Raw genomic sequence first — 16,775 nt, forward strand, 5'->3', positions numbered from 1 at the left:
GACGAGTAGTAAAACTACAGAAGATTGGCTTGTGGCCTCCTGCTGCGTTGTGAGAATAATCGTTACTGTTGGTCGATTTCCAACACCAATGGGTAAGAATTTGATGCTGGCTGCCAAAATAATAAAAAATTCAGCTATTTCTAACTTTTGTTCGACAGTCCTTCAAGGGCCGCGCCCGCAGAATTTGCCCCGACCGCCCCTTTCTACGCCGATCAAGGATAGCCCATGAGCCTGCCCGCGCTTGCCGAACTCCCAGCGACTCTCCTGCCTTTTGTCAGCCGTGCGGAGCAGTCGTTCCGTAGTGCCGTGGCGACCCTGGACGACGATCACGGGCTCGCCGCCTGGACCCCCGAGCGCTGGGCCGAGTTCGCCCGGGTGAGCGCCGCCAGCGACTTTTTCATTGAACAGAGCCTTCGTGACCCTTTGATGTTGCTGGAGCTGGTGCGCGGCGGCGAACTCGACCGCGGCTTCGGCCCGGGCGAGCTGTGCGCGCAGATCGCCGCGGCGGTGCAGCAGGCCACCAGCGAAGACGAGTTGGGGCGGGTGCTGCGGCGTCAGCGCAATCGTCATCAGGTGCGGATCATCTGGCGCGACCTGACACGCCAGGCGGATCTGGTGCAGACCTGTCGCGACCTGTCGGACATGGCCGACGCCTGCATCGACCAGGCCTATCAATGGTTGTACCAGCGCCACTGCGAGCAGTTCGGTGTTCCCACCGGCCGGCGCAGCGGCGAGCCGCAGCAGATGGTCATCCTCGGCATGGGGAAGCTGGGCGCCGTCGAACTGAACCTGTCGTCGGACATCGACCTGATCTTCGCCTACCCCGAAGGCGGGGAAACTGTAGGCGTGAAGCGTGCGCTGGATAACCAGGAGTTTTTCATCCGCCTGGGGCAGCGCCTGATCAAGGCGCTGGACCCGATGACCGTCGACGGTTTCGTGTTCCGCGTCGACATGCGTCTGCGGCCCTACGGTTCGGCGGGCGCCCTGGTGCTGAGCTTCAATGCGCTGGAGCAGTACTACCAGGATCAAGGTCGCGACTGGGAGCGCTACGCGATGATCAAGGCGCGGGTGGTGGCGGGCGACCAGGTCGCCGGCGCGCAGTTGCTCGACATGCTGCGGCCTTTTGTCTATCGGCGTTACCTGGACTTCTCGGCGATCGAAGCGCTGCGCACCATGAAGCAGCTGATCCAGCAGGAAGTGCGGCGCAAGGGCATGGCCGACAATATCAAGCTGGGCTCCGGCGGGATTCGTGAAGTCGAGTTCATCGCCCAGGCTTTCCAGCTGATCCACGGCGGGCGCGACCTGAGCCTGCAGCAGCGTCCTCTATTAAAGGTGCTGACCACCCTGGAGGGGCAGGGTTACCTGCCGCCCGCGGTGATCGCCGAGCTGCGGGAAGGTTACGAATTCCTGCGTTACACCGAGCACGCGATCCAGGCGATCGCCGACCGGCAGACGCAGATGTTGCCGGACAATCCACAGGATCAGGCGCGTATTGCCTTCATGCTGGGTTTTGCCGACTGGGCGGCGTTCCATGAGCGGCTGATGTACTGGCGCGGTCGGGTGGAATGGCACTTCCGTCAGGTGATCGCCGACCCGGATGAAGACGAAGGCAGCGAATGCGAAGTGGTGGTCGGCGGTGAATGGCTGCCGCTGTGGGAAGAAGCCCAGGACGAGGAAGCTGCCTGCCGGCAGTTGCAGGAAGGCGGTTTCAATGACGCGCCCAAGGCGCTCAGGGCGCTGGCCGGCCTGCGTGGCAGCCCGCAATTGCGAGCCATGCAGCGTTTGGGGCGCGAACGCCTAGATGCCTTTATTCCGCGCCTGCTGGCCCAGGCGGTGGAGCATGCCGATCCGGATTTGGTGCTGGAGCGGGTGTTGCCGCTGGTCGAGGCGGTGGCGCGGCGTTCGGCCTATCTGGTGTTGCTCACTGAGAATCCCGGGGCCTTGCGCCGTCTGCTGACCCTGTGTGCCGCCAGCCCGTGGATCGCCGAACAGATCACCCGCTTCCCGCTGCTGCTCGATGAGTTGCTCAACGAAGGCCGGCTGTTCAAGCCGCCATTGGCGCCGGAACTGGCCGCCGAGTTGCGCGAGCGCCTGACGCGCATCCCCGAGGACGATCTGGAACAGCAGATGGAGGCGCTGCGTCACTTCAAGCTGGCCCACCGCCTGCGGGTGGCAGCCTCGGAAATCGCCGGCAGCCTGCCGTTGATGAAGGTCAGCGATTACCTGACCTGGCTGGCCGAGGCGATCCTAGAACAGGTGCTGGCCCTGGCCTGGCGCCAGACGGTGGCCAAATACGGCGCTCCGCAGCGCACCGATGGCACCTTGTGCGATCCCGGCTTCATTATTGTCGGTTATGGGAAAGTCGGCGGCCTGGAACTCGGGCATGGTTCCGACCTGGACCTGGTGTTCATCCATGACGGCGATCCGCAGGCGGAAACCGATGGCCCGAAACCGATCGACGGCGCGCAGTTCTTCACCCGCCTGGGCCAGCGGATCATTCACCTGCTGACCACCCAGACCAACTCCGGCCAGCTGTACGAAGTGGACATGCGTCTGCGGCCGTCCGGGGCGTCGGGCCTGCTGGTGAGTTCGCTGGGGGCTTTCGCCCGTTACCAGGAGAACGAAGCCTGGACCTGGGAGCATCAGGCGCTGGTGCGTGCCCGGGTGCTGGTGGGTAGCCAGGATGTCGGCCAGGCCTTCGAGAAAGTGCGGGCGGCGGTGCTGGGTCGTGCCCGTGATCTGCCCAAGTTGCAGCAGGAGGTCAGCGAGATGCGGGCCAAGATGCGCGACAACCTGGGGACCAGGGCGACGGCTGCCGGAACCGCGGCAAATGCCTTCGAGGCCACGGCGCCGTTCGACCTCAAGCAGGACGCCGGAGGTATCGTCGACATCGAATTTATGGTGCAATACGCGGCCCTGGCGTGGTCGCAAGAGCACCCGTCATTGCTGCGCTACACCGACAATATCCGCATTCTGGAAGGTCTGGAGGAAGTCGGGCTGATGCCCGCGACCGACGCCAGTCTGTTGCGCGAGGTCTATAAGGCCTACCGCTCCGCGGCTCACCGCCAGGCCTTGCAGAACGAGGCCGGGGTCATCGCCGGCGACCAGTTCGCCAGCGAGCGACGGGAGGTATTGCGGATTTGGCGCGAGCTGGGGCTAAGCTAGGCAGCGTGCGCTGCGTTGCCACAAATGTATCCGGCGAGCCCTGTTGCGGCTCGTCCACAATGAGCCGGCGGTGAATGCCGCAGGGCTGGATTCTCGAGGCGGGGAGGCGTAAGCCTCCCCGGTTCGTTTTTGGAAACCACATGAATATTCTGATCGTTGGGCCCAGTTGGGTCGGTGACATGGTGATGGCGCAGACACTCTTCCAGTGCCTGAAACAGCGCCATCCTCAATGCGAGATCGACGTGCTGGCCCCCGAGTGGAGCCGGCCGATCCTGGAGCGCATGCCGCAAGTGCGGCGGGCCTTGAGCTTCCCGCTCGGCCACGGCGTGCTGGAACTGGCGACTCGCCGGCGCATCGGCAAATCCCTGGTCGGCCAGTACGACCAGGCCATCCTGCTGCCCAACTCGTTGAAGTCGGCGCTGGTGCCGTTTTTTGCCGGCATCGCGCAACGCACCGGCTGGCGTGGCGAGTTCCGCTACGGCCTGCTCAACGACGTGCGCACGCTGGACAAAGAACGTTATCCGCTGATGATCGAGCGCTTCATGGCCCTGGCTTACGAACCGGGCGCCGAGCTGCCCAAGCCTTATCCGCGTCCCGACCTGCAGATCGATCCGGCCAGCCGCGAAGCGGCGCTGGCCAAGTTCGGCCTGACCCTGGATCGCCCGGTGCTGGCGCTGTGTCCGGGAGCCGAATTCGGCGAAGCCAAGCGCTGGCCGTCCGAGCATTACGCCAAGGTTGCCGAGCTGAAGATCCGCGAGGGCTGGCAGGTCTGGCTGTTCGGTTCGAAGAACGATCACGTGGTCGGCGAAGACATTCGCGCCCGGCTGATTCCTGGGCTGCGCGAAGAGTCGGTCAACCTCTGCGGCGGCACCTCCCTGGCCGAGGCCATCGACCTGCTGTCCTGCGCCGACTCCGTGGTGTCCAACGACTCCGGGTTGATGCACGTGGCGGCGGCGCTGAATCGCCCGCTGGTGGCGGTGTACGGCTCGACATCGCCGGGTTTCACCCCGCCCTTGGCCGACCAGGTCGAGGTCGTGCGCCTGGGCATCGAGTGCAGCCCGTGCTTCGATCGCACCTGTCGCTTTGGCCATTACAACTGCCTGCGCCAGCTGTTGCCCGACTCGGTGGACCAGGCCTTGCAGCGGTTGCAAGGCACTGCGGTCGAGGTTCGGTAAGTGCGGGTACTGTTGATCAAGACCTCTTCCCTGGGCGACGTGATTCATGCGCTGCCGGCGCTGACCGATGCGGCGCGGGCGATCCCGGGGATCAAGTTCGACTGGGTGGTGGAAGAGGGGTTCGCGGAAATCCCGACCTGGCACCCGGCTGTGGATAAAGTGATCCCGGTGGCGATTCGCCGCTGGCGCAAAAACATCTGGCAGACCATCAAGAGTGGCGAGTGGCGGCGCTTCAAGCAGAGCGTGCGTGCGACTAAATACGACTTGGTGATCGACGCCCAGGGCTTGCTGAAAAGCGCCTGGCTGACGCGCTACGTCAAGGCGCCGGTGGCCGGCCTGGACAAGCAGTCGGCACGCGAGCCCCTGGCGGCGCGTTTCTATTCGCGGCGCCTGGCCGTCGCCCGCGGCCAGCATGCCGTGGAGCGTGTGCGCCAGCTGTTCGCCGTGGCCCTGGGGTATGACTTGCCCCAAGGCCTGGGCGACTACGGCCTGAACGTCGAGAAACTGGTGGAGTTGCCGCGGCCCAAGCCGTTCGTGGTGTTCCTGCACGGCACCACCTGGGACACCAAACACTGGCCGGAAGCCTATTGGCGCGAGCTGGCCGAACGCATGGGCCAGTTGGGCGTCGAGGTCAGGCTGCCGTGGGGCAACCCGGCGGAGAAGGCCCGGGCCGAGCGTATTGCCAAGGGCCTGAGCAACGCCACGGTGCTGCCGAAGCTGAACCTGGCGGGCGTCGCCAAGGTGCTGGCGCAAGCCCGGGCCTGCGTCGCGGTGGATACCGGGCTTGGCCATCTCGCGGCGGCGCTGGATGTGCCGACCATTTCCCTGTTCGGCCCGACCAACCCGGGCCTGACCGGTGCCTATGGCAAGGCGCAGATCCATATGGCCAGCGACTTCCCCTGCGCGCCGTGCCTGCAGAAAAAATGCACCTATCAACCGACGGCTGAAGATCAGCGGCGGTTCGACCTGAAACGCGAGTGGCCGCTGTGCTTCACGCGTCTGAATCCTGAGCGTGTCGCCAGCCGGCTGAGCAGGTTGTTACTGGCTGAGGAGCTGCGCTGATGCAATTGGCTTTTGTCCTTTATAAATACTTCCCGTTCGGCGGCCTGCAACGGGACTTCATGCGCATCGCCCTGGAGTGCCAGAAACGCGGGCACCAGATTCGCGTCTATACGCTGATCTGGGAAGGCGATGTGCCGCCGGGTTTCGAGGTGCTGGTGGCGCCGGTCAAGGCGTTCTTCAACCATCGTCGTAACGAGAAGCTCAGCGCCTGGATGGAGGCCGACCTGGCCAAGCGTCCGGTGGACCGCCTGATCGGCTTCAACAAGATGCCCGGCCTGGACGTGTACTACGCCGCCGACGGCTGCTTCGAAGACAAGGCGCAGAACCTGCGCCATTCGCTGTACCGCCGCTGGGGCCGCTACCGGCACTTCGCCGAATACGAGCGCGCGGTGTTCGCACGGGACGCCAAGACCGAAGTGCTGATGATTTCCGAGGTCCAGCAGCCGCTGTTCATCAAGCATTACGACACCCCGGTGGAGCGTTTCCACCTGCTGCCGCCAGGCATCGCCCAGGACCGTCGCGCGCCGGCCAATGCGGCCGAGATCCGCGCCGAATTCCGTCGTGAGTTCGCCCTGAAAGACGATGATTTGCTGCTGGTGCAGATCGGCTCCGGGTTCAAGACCAAGGGCGTGGATCGCAGCCTCAAGGCCGTGGCCGCCTTGCCGCCGGAGCTGAAGAAACGCACCCGGCTATTTGTAATTGGCCAGGACGACCCCAAAGTATTCCAATTGCAGAGCGCGGCATTGGGCCTGGGCGAGCATGTGCAGTTCCTCAAGGGGCGCAGCGATATCCCGCGTTTCCTGCTGGGCGCCGACCTGTTGATCCACCCGGCGTACAACGAAAACACCGGCACTGTGTTGCTGGAGGCGCTGGTGGCCGGCTTGCCGGTGCTGGTCAGCGCGGTCTGCGGTTATGCCCATTACATCGCCGAGGCCGACAGCGGCCTGGTGCTGGACGAGCCGTTGGAGCAGGCGCAGCTCAATCAATACCTGAACACCATGTTGACCGACGACGCTGCACGCGCGACCTGGAGCCGTAATGGCCTGGCGTTCGCCGAGACGGCCGACCTCTATAGCATGCCGCAGCACGCTGCGGATGTGATTCTGGCGGAGCAACACTGATGAAGTTGATTCTTGCCGAACCGTTCAAGACCCTCTGGGCCGGACGCGATGCGTTCGCCGAAGTCGAGCGTCTGGACGGCCAGGTCTATCGTGAACTGGAAGCCCGCCGTACCTTGCGTACCGAGGTGGCTGGCGAAGGGTTCTTCGTAAAGATTCACCGCGGTATCGGTTGGGGCGAGATCTTCAAGAACCTGCTCACCGCCAAGCTGCCGGTGCTCGGCGCGGGCCAGGAATGGCAGGCCATCCAGCGCCTGCAGGAAGCCGGCGTGCCGACCATGACCGCCGTCGCCTATGGCGAGCGCGGCAGCAACCCGGCCAACCAGCATTCGTTCATCGTCACCGAGGAGCTGGCGCCGACCATCAGCCTCGAAGACTTCAGCATCGACTGGGTCAAGCAGCCGCCGCAGCCCAGGCTCAAGCGTGCGCTGATCGCCGAAGTGGCGCGCATGACCGGCATGATGCACCGCGCCGGGGTCAACCATCGCGACTGCTACATCTGCCACTTCCTGCTGCACACCGACAAGCCGGTGACACCCGATGATTTCAAGCTCTCGGTGATCGACCTGCACCGCGCCCAGACTCGTCCGGCCATCACCCGGCGCTGGCGCGACAAGGACCTGGCGGCGCTGTATTTCTCGGCACTGGATATCGGCCTGACCCGGCGCGACAAGCTGCGCTTCCTCAAGGGCTATTTCCAGCAGCCGTTGCGCCAGATCCTGAGCGACGAAGCGCCTCTGCTGGCCTGGCTGGAGGGCAAGGCCAGCAAGCTCTACGCACGCAAGCAGCGATACGGAGATGCGCTCTGATGGCGGGTTGGAACCTTGAACCTGGATATCGGGAGCTGGCGCAGGACTTCGGCAGTCTGGATGCGGTATTTGCCCTCGAGGGCGAACACCTGACCCGCGACCCGCTGTCGGAGGTCATCCGGGTCGAACGCAACGGCATCAACTATTACGTCAAGCGCTACACCGGCGCCGGCAAGAACCTGCGGCGCTATCTGGGCAAGCCGCGGGTCAAGTCCGAGTGGCAGAACCTCAAGCGTTTCGCCAAGTGGGGCATTCCCACTGCCGAGGTGGTGGCCTGGGGCCTGGAGCGCCGTGGCCTGGCGTACGACCGTGGGGCGATGATCACCCGCGAGTTGCCACGCACCGAAGACCTGTCGGTCCTGGCAGAGCGCAACGACCCGCTGCTGGCCGATCGGGCCTGGGTGGACCGGGTCAGCCAGCAGCTGGCGCGCTACACGCGGATCATGCATGAGCATCGCTTTACCCATAACGACTTGAAGTGGCGCAACCTGCTGATCGACGACGATGCGCGGCTGTACCTGATCGATTGTCCCAATGGCGATTTCTGGCGCGGTTTCTGGCTCAAGTACCGGATCACCAAGGACCTGGCGTGCCTGGACAAGGTGGCCAAGTATCATTTATCCGCCACCCAGCGCCTGCGCTTCTACTTGCAGTACCGCCAGCGCACCCGGCTGAATGCCGCGGACAAGTGCCGCATCCGGCACGTGCTGAGATTTTTCGAGGGACGCGAATGACCGATTTCCTGGCGGCTCAGGACCGTGCGTTGCTGGAGCGCCACGGCCTCGACAGCTTCGACGCGTTGTGGGCCAAGCAACTTGAAGCGGTGGACGAGCCCAACACCGATGGCGGGGGCTGGAGCAGCGTGTATCGCCTCGACCTGGAAGGCCACGGCTACTACCTCAAGCGCCAGAGCAACTACCTGACGCGGACCCTGCACCGGCCGTTCGGCGAGCCGAGTTTCGCCCGCGAGTTTCGCAATATCAGCCGCTACCAGCAGTTGGGCATTCCAGCGCTGCAGGCAGCTTTCTTTGGCGAGCGCAAGGTGGCTGGCGAAACCCGGGCGATCCTGCTGACCCGGGCGCTGGATGGTTGGAACGACCTGGACTCGCTGCTGCAGCAGTGGGCGCAGCTCAGCCCGGACCAGCACGCGGCAATCCTGCGGGCCTGTGGCCTGCTGGCGCGTCAGTTGCACGCGGTGCGCCAGGTGCACGGCTGCTTTTATCCCAAGCATATTTTCCTGCGGGCCACCGGCGACGGTTACCAGGCGCAATTGATCGACCTAGAAAAGACCCGTCCGCTGTTGTTCGGCCAGCGTGACCGGGTCAAGGACCTGGAGCCGCTGTTGCGTCGCGCCCCGGTCTGGAGTGAGAGCGATGTGCGCGCCTTGCTTGCGACCTATCTGGATCAGCCGCGGGACAGCTCGCTGGTCGATGCCTGGCTGAACCGCCTGAGTGCGCGCCGCAGCCACAAGGAGACTCGTTGATGCGTCTGTCCGAACTTGAGCGGGCCGGCCGCGCGCCAAGCCTGCCGTTGAGCCTGGAGCTGGCCGACGCTGCCGGACCGGCCACGCTGCAGTTGCTCAGCCTGCTGCGGGTGCTACCGGGGCAGCGCTACGTCGGCGCCGGTGTATGGCGCGGGCGTCCGGTGCTGGCCAAGTTACTGGTGGGGCCCAAGGCGGCGCGGCATTTCCAGCGCGAACGGCAGGGCGTGCGCTTGCTTGAAGAGCAGGGCATGACCACGCCATTGCTGCTGGCAGACGGCCTGAAGGAAGGCGAGGGCGGCTGGCTGCTGTTCGAGTTCCTGGAAGGCTCCGAGAGCCTGGGCGATGCCTGGAAACAAGTGGAATCGTTGCCGGCGTTGGCCGATGAGCAGCAGGCGGTACTCGCCGAGGCCCTGGCTGCCATTGCCGAACTGCATGGCAAGGGCCTGTGGCAGGAAGACCTGCATCTGGACAACTTGCTGCGTCATCAGGGCAAGCTGTACCTGATCGACGGTGCCGGGATCTGCGTGGAACAGGCGGGCAAACCGCTGTCCCGGCAGAAAGTCCTGGAAAACCTCGGGGTGTTTTTCGCCCAGTTGCCCAAGAGCCTGGAGCCCTTCACCGAAGAGCTGCTGGTGCATTACCTGCTGAACAATGCCGAGCATGCCTTGCCGCTGGAAGCCTTGCAGAAGCAGGTGGACAAGGTGCGCAGCTGGCGCTTGAAGGATTTCCTCAACAAGGTCGGTCGCGAGTGCACCCTGTTCAGCGTGCTGCGCGGGCCCTTCGCCTTGCGGGCAATTCGGCGCGAGGAAGAGGCGGCAATGCTGCCGGTGCTGGAGCAGGCCGACGCGCTGCTGGATCGGGGGCACCTGTACAAGACCGGTGGCGCCGCCAGCGTCGGCCGGGTCGAAGTGGCGGGCCGCACCCTGGTGGTCAAGCGCTACAACATCAAGGGTTTTGCCCATTGGCTCAAGCGCTTCTGGCGCCCCAGCCGGGCCTGGCATTCGTGGCAGGAGGGCAATCGCCTGGCATTCCTCGGCATTGCCACGCCCAAGCCGCTGGCCTTGCTGGAGAAGCGTTTTCTCTGGCTGCGCAGTCGGGCCTATCTGGTGACCGAATACCTGGCGGGGCCGGACATTATCGAACGCTTCGCGCCCTATATCGACAGCGGCGCGGCTCCGGAAGCGGAGTTGCAGGCGCTGGACCGGCTGTTTGCCGAGTTGATCCGCGAACGCATCAGCCATGGCGACTTCAAGGGGCACAACCTGTTCTGGCAAGAGGACCGCTGGGCGCTGATCGACCTGGACTCGATGTGCCAGCACCACAGCCTCGGCAGCTTCGCCCCGGCCTACGCCCGCGACCGTGCGCGCTTCATGCGTAACTGGCCAGAAAGCAGCGCGCTGTATCAGGTCATCGACCAGCGCCTGCCTAAAACCGCCGAATCGTCCATGGGCTGACCTGCGACTTGTAGCCGCTGCCACAGGTTGCGATCGACTCCGCAGGAGGTGCTGCTTTTGAGGCCCTCGGAAGGCCCTGCGGGCCTTATCGCAGCCTGCGGCAGCGGCTACAGGGAGTGAGGCGCTTCAGCCTTGGCGCTTGTCGCTAGAGGCTTGCCCCTTCTTTTACGTTATAATCCCGCCCTTTCGTTGTTTCTCGCCCCTTGCGAGCACACATCATTTTCAAGGCGCATCGCGCCCGCATGCAGACTAAACGAGGCTAGACCCCTGTGGCATTGACGATTCTTGGCCTGTCCGGCGCCCTTAGCCATGATCCTTCCGCAGCGCTGTACATCGACGGCAAGCTGGTGGCGGCTGCTGAAGAAGAGCGCTTCGTACGCGATAAACATGCAAAGAACCGCATGCCCTACGAATCGGCGAAGTTCTGTCTGGAACAGGCCGGCATCAAGCCTTCCGACGTTGACGTGGTGGCGATTCCGTTCGCCCCGATCAGCCTGTTCGGCAAGGCCCGCTGGCACTACGCCAAGCGTTACTGGTACGCCCCGGACCGCGCCCTCGACGCGATCCTGATGGGCAACCGTCGCTACAAGCGTTATCGCAACAAGATCGTCTGGTGCCTCGAGCAACTGGGCTTCGATCCGAAGAAGATCAAGATCGAGCCGGTCGAGCACCACCTGGCCCACGCTTCCAGCGCCTACCACTGCTCCGGCTTCAAGGAGAAAACCGCGATCCTCGGGATCGACGGCAAGGGCGAGTACGCCACGACCTTCTTCGGCTACGGCGAAAACGGCAAGATCCACAAGATCAAGGAATTCTACGACCCGGACTCCCTCGGCGGCCTGTACGGCGCGATCACCGAGTTCCTTGGCTTCGAAATGCTCGATGGCGAGTTCAAGGTCATGGGCATGGCACCGTACGGCGATGCCAGCAAGTACGATTTCTCCCGCCTGGCCAGCTTTGAAAACGGCGAACTGGTGATCAACACCGATTACGCCAACGTCATCGGCCTGCGCCGTTATAAAGAGAAGGGCAAGGGTTTCTACTTCTCGCCGAAACTGATCGAGTGGCTGGGTCCGAAGCGCGAAGGCGACATCGCCGACGAGCCGTACATCCACTACGCGGCCAGCATGCAGGCGCTGTTCGAGAAGCTGGCGCTGCAGATGATCGACCACTACCTGGGCGACATCCTCAAGGAAACCGGCAAGCTGGCCTTTGCCGGCGGCTGTGCGCTGAACGTCAAGCTGAACCAGAAGATCATCGCCCGTCCGGAAGTCAAAGAGTTGTTCGTGCAGCCGGCGTCCGGCGATGCCGGTACCGCGGTCGGTGCCGCGGCCTATGTTTCCCACGCTCGAGGCGTGCCGGTGGAGAAGATGGAACACGTCTATCTCGGCCCGTCCTACAGCAACGAAGACGTGATCGCCGCCTGTGCCCGCCACCCGAACAAGCCGGCCTGGCGCCAGATCGACAACACCCCCGAGCGTATCGCCAAGATCATGGTCGACGGCAACCCGGTGGCCTGGTTCCAGGGCCGCATGGAATTCGGTCCGCGTGCCCTGGGCGGTCGTTCGATCATCGGTTGCCCGAGCGCCACCGGCGTGGCCGACCGCATCAACGAGCAGATCAAGTTCCGCGAGCGCTGGAGGCCTTTCTGCCCGTCGATGCTCGACACCGTCGGTCCGCAGATGATCAAGGTCGATCACCCGGCGCCATTCATGACCTTCACCTTCGAAGTGGCGGAAGAGTGGAAGACCCGTGTGCCGGAAGTAGTCCATGAAGACGGCACTTCCCGGGCCCAGGTGCTCAAGCGCGAATACAACCCGCGCTACTACGACATGATGAAGGCCCTGGAAGTCCTGACCGGCAACGGCGTGTCGCTGAACACCTCGCTCAACCGCCGCGGCGAGCCGATGATCTGCTCGCCGACCGACGCCCTGAACATGTTCTTCGGCTCCGATCTGCAGTACCTGATCATGGAAGACATCCTGGTGGTCAAAGACGGCGTGGATCCTTATGACACGCTCGGCTGAGCGCCACGTCCTGCAGTTCTGCCACGGCTATGACGGGCCGTTCCTCGACTGTGCCCGGCAATACGCCAGCCTGTTCGCGGGCAGCGGCTATCGCGTGACCACGGTGTTCCTCACCGGGGTTGCCGATGCCGAGGTGGCCGATGCCTGTGCCAGCGACGAAGTGCTGTTCATGGAATACAGCTCCAAGGCCATTCGTGGCCTGAAGCTGGGGGCGATACGCGACCTGCGCAAGATCGCCGCGTCGCGCAACTTCAGCTTCTGCATCGCCCACCGTTTCAAGCCGATCTACATCGCGTTGCTGGGCACCGCGTTGCCGGTGATCGGCGTGCATCACGCGTTTGGCGATTACCAGCGCGGCAGTCGCCGCCTGTTCGCCAACCTGTTCCGCAAGCGCCTGAGCCTGCTCGGCGTGTCCGACGCGGTGCGCGATGACATGCGCAGTTGCCTGCCACAATGGCCGGCGGCGCGGATTCAAACGCTGTACAACCGGATCGACGTCGAAGCCTTGCAGGCGACCCAACTGCCCAAGGCCGAAGCGCGCCAGGAGCTGGGGCTGTCGTCTTCGGCCTGGATCGTCGGCAATGTCGGGCGTCTGCATCCGGACAAGGACCAGGCCACCCTGCTACGCGGGTTTGCCGCGGCATTGCCGGGGCTGCCTCGGGAAAGCCAGCTGGCGATTCTCGGCAGCGGGCGCCTGGAGCAGAACCTCAAGGACCTTTCCCGCGAGCTGGGCATCGCCGACCGCGTGCTGTTCCTCGGCCAGGTCCCGGAAGCCCGGCGTTATTTCCGTGCTTTCGATGCCTTTGCCCTGAGTTCCGACCACGAGCCATTCGGCATGGTGCTGTTGGAGGCCATGGCCGCTGGCGTGCCTTTGCTGGCGACGGCCTGTGGCGGTGCCAAGGAAGTGGTCGAAGGGGTCGGCATCCTGTTCCCGCTGGGCGATGCCGAGCATATGGCCCAGGGTCTGCAACACCTGGCCGGGATGGATGAGAACCAGCGCTTGCTGTGCGCCGAGTTGATGTTCGAGCGCCTGCGCGAGCGCTTCTCCGACCGTGCTGTACGCGACGCCTTCTGGCGTCTGCCGCAAGTTACCGATCTGACCGCGAGGCCCTGATGCTCAATCGATTCCAAGGCTGGCGCGAGCGTGGCTGGTCGGTCGTCGACGCCTCGACTTATGCCGCCGCCTGGCAGCGTTTTGGCGGCAGCGTCGCCACCCATCCGCTGGTGGTGGAGCGCCTGGCGAACCTGGCGGGCATCCCGGTCCGCTACCTGGCCTGGGAACACGCCGGCGAACTGCGGGCGGCGATCCCGACCTGGGGGCGCGACCTGGCGCTGTCCAAGGACGTGCTCAAGCGCCGTGGCAAGAAAGGCCTGTTCGACCTGGGCAACGCCGAGTTGATCCTGCCGGCGGCGCCTGAGACCCAGGCCCCGCTGCGTCATCGTGGCCGTTACCTGTCGGCCTTGAACCAGGGCCGGTTCAGCACCCTCAAGCTCCAGGCCGAGCAATTGGCCATGGCCCGCACGCCTGAAGAGCTGTCGAAGAAGTTTCGCTACAACCAGCGCCGCGAACTGCGCCTGCTGGAAGAGGCGGGCGGCGTGGTGCGCCCGGTCAGCGAGTTCTCCAGCCAGGAGCTGGCGGCCATCTACTGCGATCTGTTCCAGCGGCGCTGGGGGTTCCCGGCCACCGGTGCCGAGCGCATGGCCGACGTCATCGAGTTGCTGCGCGAGTTGCTGATCGGTTCGGTGATTTTCCTCAACGATGCGCCGATCGCCATTCAGCTGGTGTACCGGGTCGAAGCGCCGGAGTGGATCAGCGTCGAATACATCAACGGTGGCGTCGATCCTGAAACCCGCGAGTTCAGCCCCGGCAGCGTGTTGAGTTTCCTCAATACGCAAAGCGCCTGGGAGCAGGCACGGGCCATCGACAAGCCGCTGCGTTTCTCCTTCGGTCGCGCCGATCGCGAGTACAAGGATCGCTGGTGCAACCCCGTTCCGGTGTTCACGGTATGAATCAGCCGCCGAGTCGCAAGCAACAGTTGCTCAAACGTCATCGCCGGCAGAAGCGCCTGGGCCTGCTGATCGGCCTGCTGGTACTGGTGGCTATCGGTGTGCTGGTGGCCTGGTGGCTGCCGCTGCTGCTCGCGGTGCTGGCCTGGGTGGCCCATGAGGCCTGGTTCGCCGACCACCTGTTTTATTCGCCCCGGGACGATTATCAGTACAGCTTTCCGTTCGGCACCGAGCAGCCCAAGGTCCACCTGGACAAGCAGCGCTTGGTGCTGGACCAGGCGATCGACCTGGCGGGGGACGAAACCCTGATCCTCGCGGTAAAGGTCAGCAGCAGCTGGCTGGGGCGCTTTTTCGACCCCTCCGTCTCCTTGGCGGGGCAGGATCGGCAGACGTTCGAGCGTGGCGTGAACGGCCTGCGTTATCTCAATCTCAGTGGGCTGGCACGACCTCTGGCCAGCGGCGAGCTGCAATTGCGCGGACGTTTCTGTCGGGTGCATGGCGAACCGCTGTTGTCGGTGTTCCGCGAGCCGGACTATCGCCACCAGCGGGTGATGGTCATCGCCCCCCACGCCGACGATGCCGAACTGGCGGCCTTCGGCCTGTACAGCCAGGCTGACGAAGCCTGGATCGTCACGTTGACCGCGGGCGAGATCGAAGCCGAGCATTACCGGCAGATGGGCATGAACGCTGCGGATGCGGCGCGGATCAAGGGGCGTCTGCGGGCCTGGGACAGCATTGCGGTGCCGCGTTGGGCCGGGGTCGCCGAAGAACGTTGTGTGCAGCTGGGGTATTTCTGCCTGCAACTGCCGGCCATGCAGGCGGCGCCGAACCGGCCTGTGGCGTCCCGCGAGGCCGAACTGTCGGATATCCGCCTGTTCCGCCAGTTCAACCCGTTCCCGCTGCCGGCGGATGCCGATGGCGCGCCGACCTGGAACAATCTCTTGGCCGACCTGCGGGCGCTGCTGCTCAAGGCGCGTCCCGAGGTGATCGTGCTGCCGCATCCGACCCTCGATCCGCATCCGGACCACATCTGCGCCCAGCAGGCGGTACTGGAAGCGTTGCAGGGGCTGGACTGGCAGCCGACCACCTTGCTCGGTTATGCCAACCATTTGCATGACAACGACCGCTGGCCGATGGGCGATTCAGGGGCGGGCATTGCCCTGCCGCCGGTGTTCGACTCGGCCCAGGTGCTCAGGCCCTGCTGCTTGCAGCTATCGATCGAGCAGCAACGGGACAAGGCGATGGCCCTGGGCATGATGCACGACCTGCAGCCGCGAGCGCCGTTCAAGCGTCGTCTGCGTCGGGCCTTGCAGCGTGTATTGGCCGGTCGCGGCGGTTCGTTTTATGGCGAGAACGAGTTTTTCCGCAAGGCGGTACGCCGGCATGAGCTGTTCTGGCGTTTGTAAATTGATATTGCATGACACCCTTTTGCCTGTCGGCCAGGGTAGTTTCGCTCTTTTGTCGGGTTGCTCACGGCTGCAAGGAAGATGATGAAGGTTCTATTTCTGGTGCAGAAAGAACAGCGGGCCATTCTGGACCGCCTGTACGAAGGCGTTGCCGCCCATTGCGAATGCGACCTGCGGTGGTTGAGCAGCGACGAGCAGCGCAACCTGCGTGGCTATTTCCGCCGTGAGGTGGATGTATCGCGCTACGACCGCATCGTGTTCTTCCTGCGTTTCAAGCAGGAAATCCGCCAGGCGAGCTTCATCCGCAGCATTCCCAACCTGGTGATCCTCGAGCACGACGCCTACCAGAACTACATCCCCTGCAAGTACACCGGCAAGTTCAGCGCGCACTACCGCCGCCTGCCGTGGGCACGGGTGATCAGTTCGGGGTTCATGGTCAGCGAGCGCCTGCGCGAGGAAGGTTTCGACGCGGTATTCGTGCCCAAGGGCTACGACCAGACCCTGCTGCAGGATCAGGGCCGTGAGCGGGATATCGAACTGGCATTCGTCGGCAGCACCAACAGCGTGGCCTACAGCGGGCGCAAGGCGCTGCTCGATGAGCTCGGCCAGGTCGAACCCTTGGTGGTGACGCGGACCAAATCGGGCGAAGAGTATTGCGACACGCTCAACCGTATCCGCTTTTTCGTCAGTGCCGACGTTGGCATGGGCGAATACATGATCAAGAATTTCGAGGCCATGGCCTGCGGCTGTGTGTTGCTGGCATTCGACCAGGGCGAGGCGGAAAACCGCGCGCTGGGTTTGCAGGACCTGCACAACGTGGTCTTTTATCAGAGCATCCCGCAATTGCAGGAAAAGCTCGCCATGTTGCGCGCCGACCCGGCCCTGGCGCAGAGCATCGCGCGAAACGGACGCGATCTGGCGGTCTCTCGGTTCAGCTTCGCCCGTATCGGTCAGCGTATCGTCGAGGAACTCCAGCCCGCATTGCGGCCTCGTGCACCCTTGAGCTTTATCGAGCGCGTACGCTCGAAACTGGGTGTTTGACAGCGGTCACCGAGCCCTTAATAGTGAT

Annotated in this window: 13 protein-coding genes; all 13 read left to right on the forward strand. The window is 64.1% G+C overall.

The window, feature by feature from the left end:
* Positions 1 to 225: 225 nt before the first annotated feature.
* Positions 226 to 3,165 (forward strand): bifunctional [glutamate--ammonia ligase]-adenylyl-L-tyrosine phosphorylase/[glutamate--ammonia-ligase] adenylyltransferase, encoded by a 2,940-nt coding sequence (gene glnE / locus BM019_RS17600; protein ID WP_092419059.1) that lies wholly within the window; start codon positions 226 to 228, stop codon positions 3,163 to 3,165.
* 140 nt (positions 3,166 to 3,305) lie between these two features.
* Positions 3,306 to 4,340 carry a lipopolysaccharide heptosyltransferase II gene (gene waaF, locus BM019_RS17605; RefSeq protein ID WP_007926799.1) on the forward strand — a complete coding sequence of 345 codons (1,035 nt, stop codon included), beginning with the start codon at positions 3,306 to 3,308 and terminating at the stop codon, positions 4,338 to 4,340.
* A complete protein-coding gene (gene waaC / locus BM019_RS17610; protein ID WP_062823875.1) occupies positions 4,341 to 5,402 on the forward strand; it encodes a lipopolysaccharide heptosyltransferase I in 1,062 nt (353 codons plus the stop codon).
* Positions 5,402 to 6,523, forward strand: a complete 1,122-nt coding sequence (locus BM019_RS17615; protein ID WP_092419061.1) for a glycosyltransferase family 4 protein — start codon at positions 5,402 to 5,404, stop codon at positions 6,521 to 6,523. Before waaC ends, BM019_RS17615 begins: the two co-directional genes overlap by 1 nt.
* A complete protein-coding gene (gene rfaP / locus BM019_RS17620) occupies positions 6,523 to 7,329 on the forward strand; it encodes a lipopolysaccharide core heptose(I) kinase RfaP (RefSeq protein WP_009041866.1) in 807 nt (268 codons plus the stop codon). The genes BM019_RS17615 and rfaP overlap by 1 nt, the downstream gene beginning before the upstream one ends.
* Entirely contained in the window at positions 7,329 to 8,063 is a 735-nt protein-coding gene (locus BM019_RS17625; RefSeq protein WP_092419063.1) for a lipopolysaccharide kinase InaA family protein, read from the forward strand. The genes rfaP and BM019_RS17625 overlap by 1 nt, the downstream gene beginning before the upstream one ends.
* Complete coding sequence (locus BM019_RS17630; RefSeq protein WP_007926794.1) at positions 8,060 to 8,812, forward strand: lipopolysaccharide kinase InaA family protein; 753 nt, start codon at positions 8,060 to 8,062, stop codon at positions 8,810 to 8,812. The genes BM019_RS17625 and BM019_RS17630 overlap by 4 nt, the downstream gene beginning before the upstream one ends.
* On the forward strand, positions 8,812 to 10,266 hold the full coding sequence (locus BM019_RS17635; RefSeq protein ID WP_092419065.1) for a lipopolysaccharide kinase InaA family protein: 1,455 nt from the start codon (positions 8,812 to 8,814) through the stop codon (positions 10,264 to 10,266). The genes BM019_RS17630 and BM019_RS17635 overlap by 1 nt, the downstream gene beginning before the upstream one ends.
* A gap of 269 nt (positions 10,267 to 10,535) precedes the next feature.
* Positions 10,536 to 12,293 (forward strand): carbamoyltransferase family protein, encoded by a 1,758-nt coding sequence (locus BM019_RS17640; protein ID WP_009041869.1) that lies wholly within the window; start codon positions 10,536 to 10,538, stop codon positions 12,291 to 12,293.
* Positions 12,277 to 13,407 carry a glycosyltransferase gene (locus BM019_RS17645; RefSeq protein ID WP_085533588.1) on the forward strand — a complete coding sequence of 377 codons (1,131 nt, stop codon included), beginning with the start codon at positions 12,277 to 12,279 and terminating at the stop codon, positions 13,405 to 13,407. The genes BM019_RS17640 and BM019_RS17645 overlap by 17 nt, the downstream gene beginning before the upstream one ends.
* Complete coding sequence (locus BM019_RS17650; RefSeq protein WP_053259394.1) at positions 13,407 to 14,303, forward strand: antimicrobial resistance protein Mig-14; 897 nt, start codon at positions 13,407 to 13,409, stop codon at positions 14,301 to 14,303. Before BM019_RS17645 ends, BM019_RS17650 begins: the two co-directional genes overlap by 1 nt.
* Positions 14,300 to 15,706, forward strand: a complete 1,407-nt coding sequence (locus tag BM019_RS17655; RefSeq protein WP_092419067.1) for a PIG-L deacetylase family protein — start codon at positions 14,300 to 14,302, stop codon at positions 15,704 to 15,706. The genes BM019_RS17650 and BM019_RS17655 overlap by 4 nt, the downstream gene beginning before the upstream one ends.
* An 84-nt stretch (positions 15,707 to 15,790) precedes the next feature.
* Positions 15,791 to 16,747, forward strand: coding sequence for a glycosyltransferase family protein (locus BM019_RS17660; RefSeq protein ID WP_062823866.1), 957 nt, complete (start codon positions 15,791 to 15,793; stop codon positions 16,745 to 16,747).
* Positions 16,748 to 16,775: the final 28 nt, after the last annotated feature.

It is taken from the genome of Pseudomonas sp. NFPP07, assembly GCF_900115645.1.
GTDB classification, from domain to species: domain Bacteria; phylum Pseudomonadota; class Gammaproteobacteria; order Pseudomonadales; family Pseudomonadaceae; genus Aquipseudomonas; species Aquipseudomonas chlororaphis.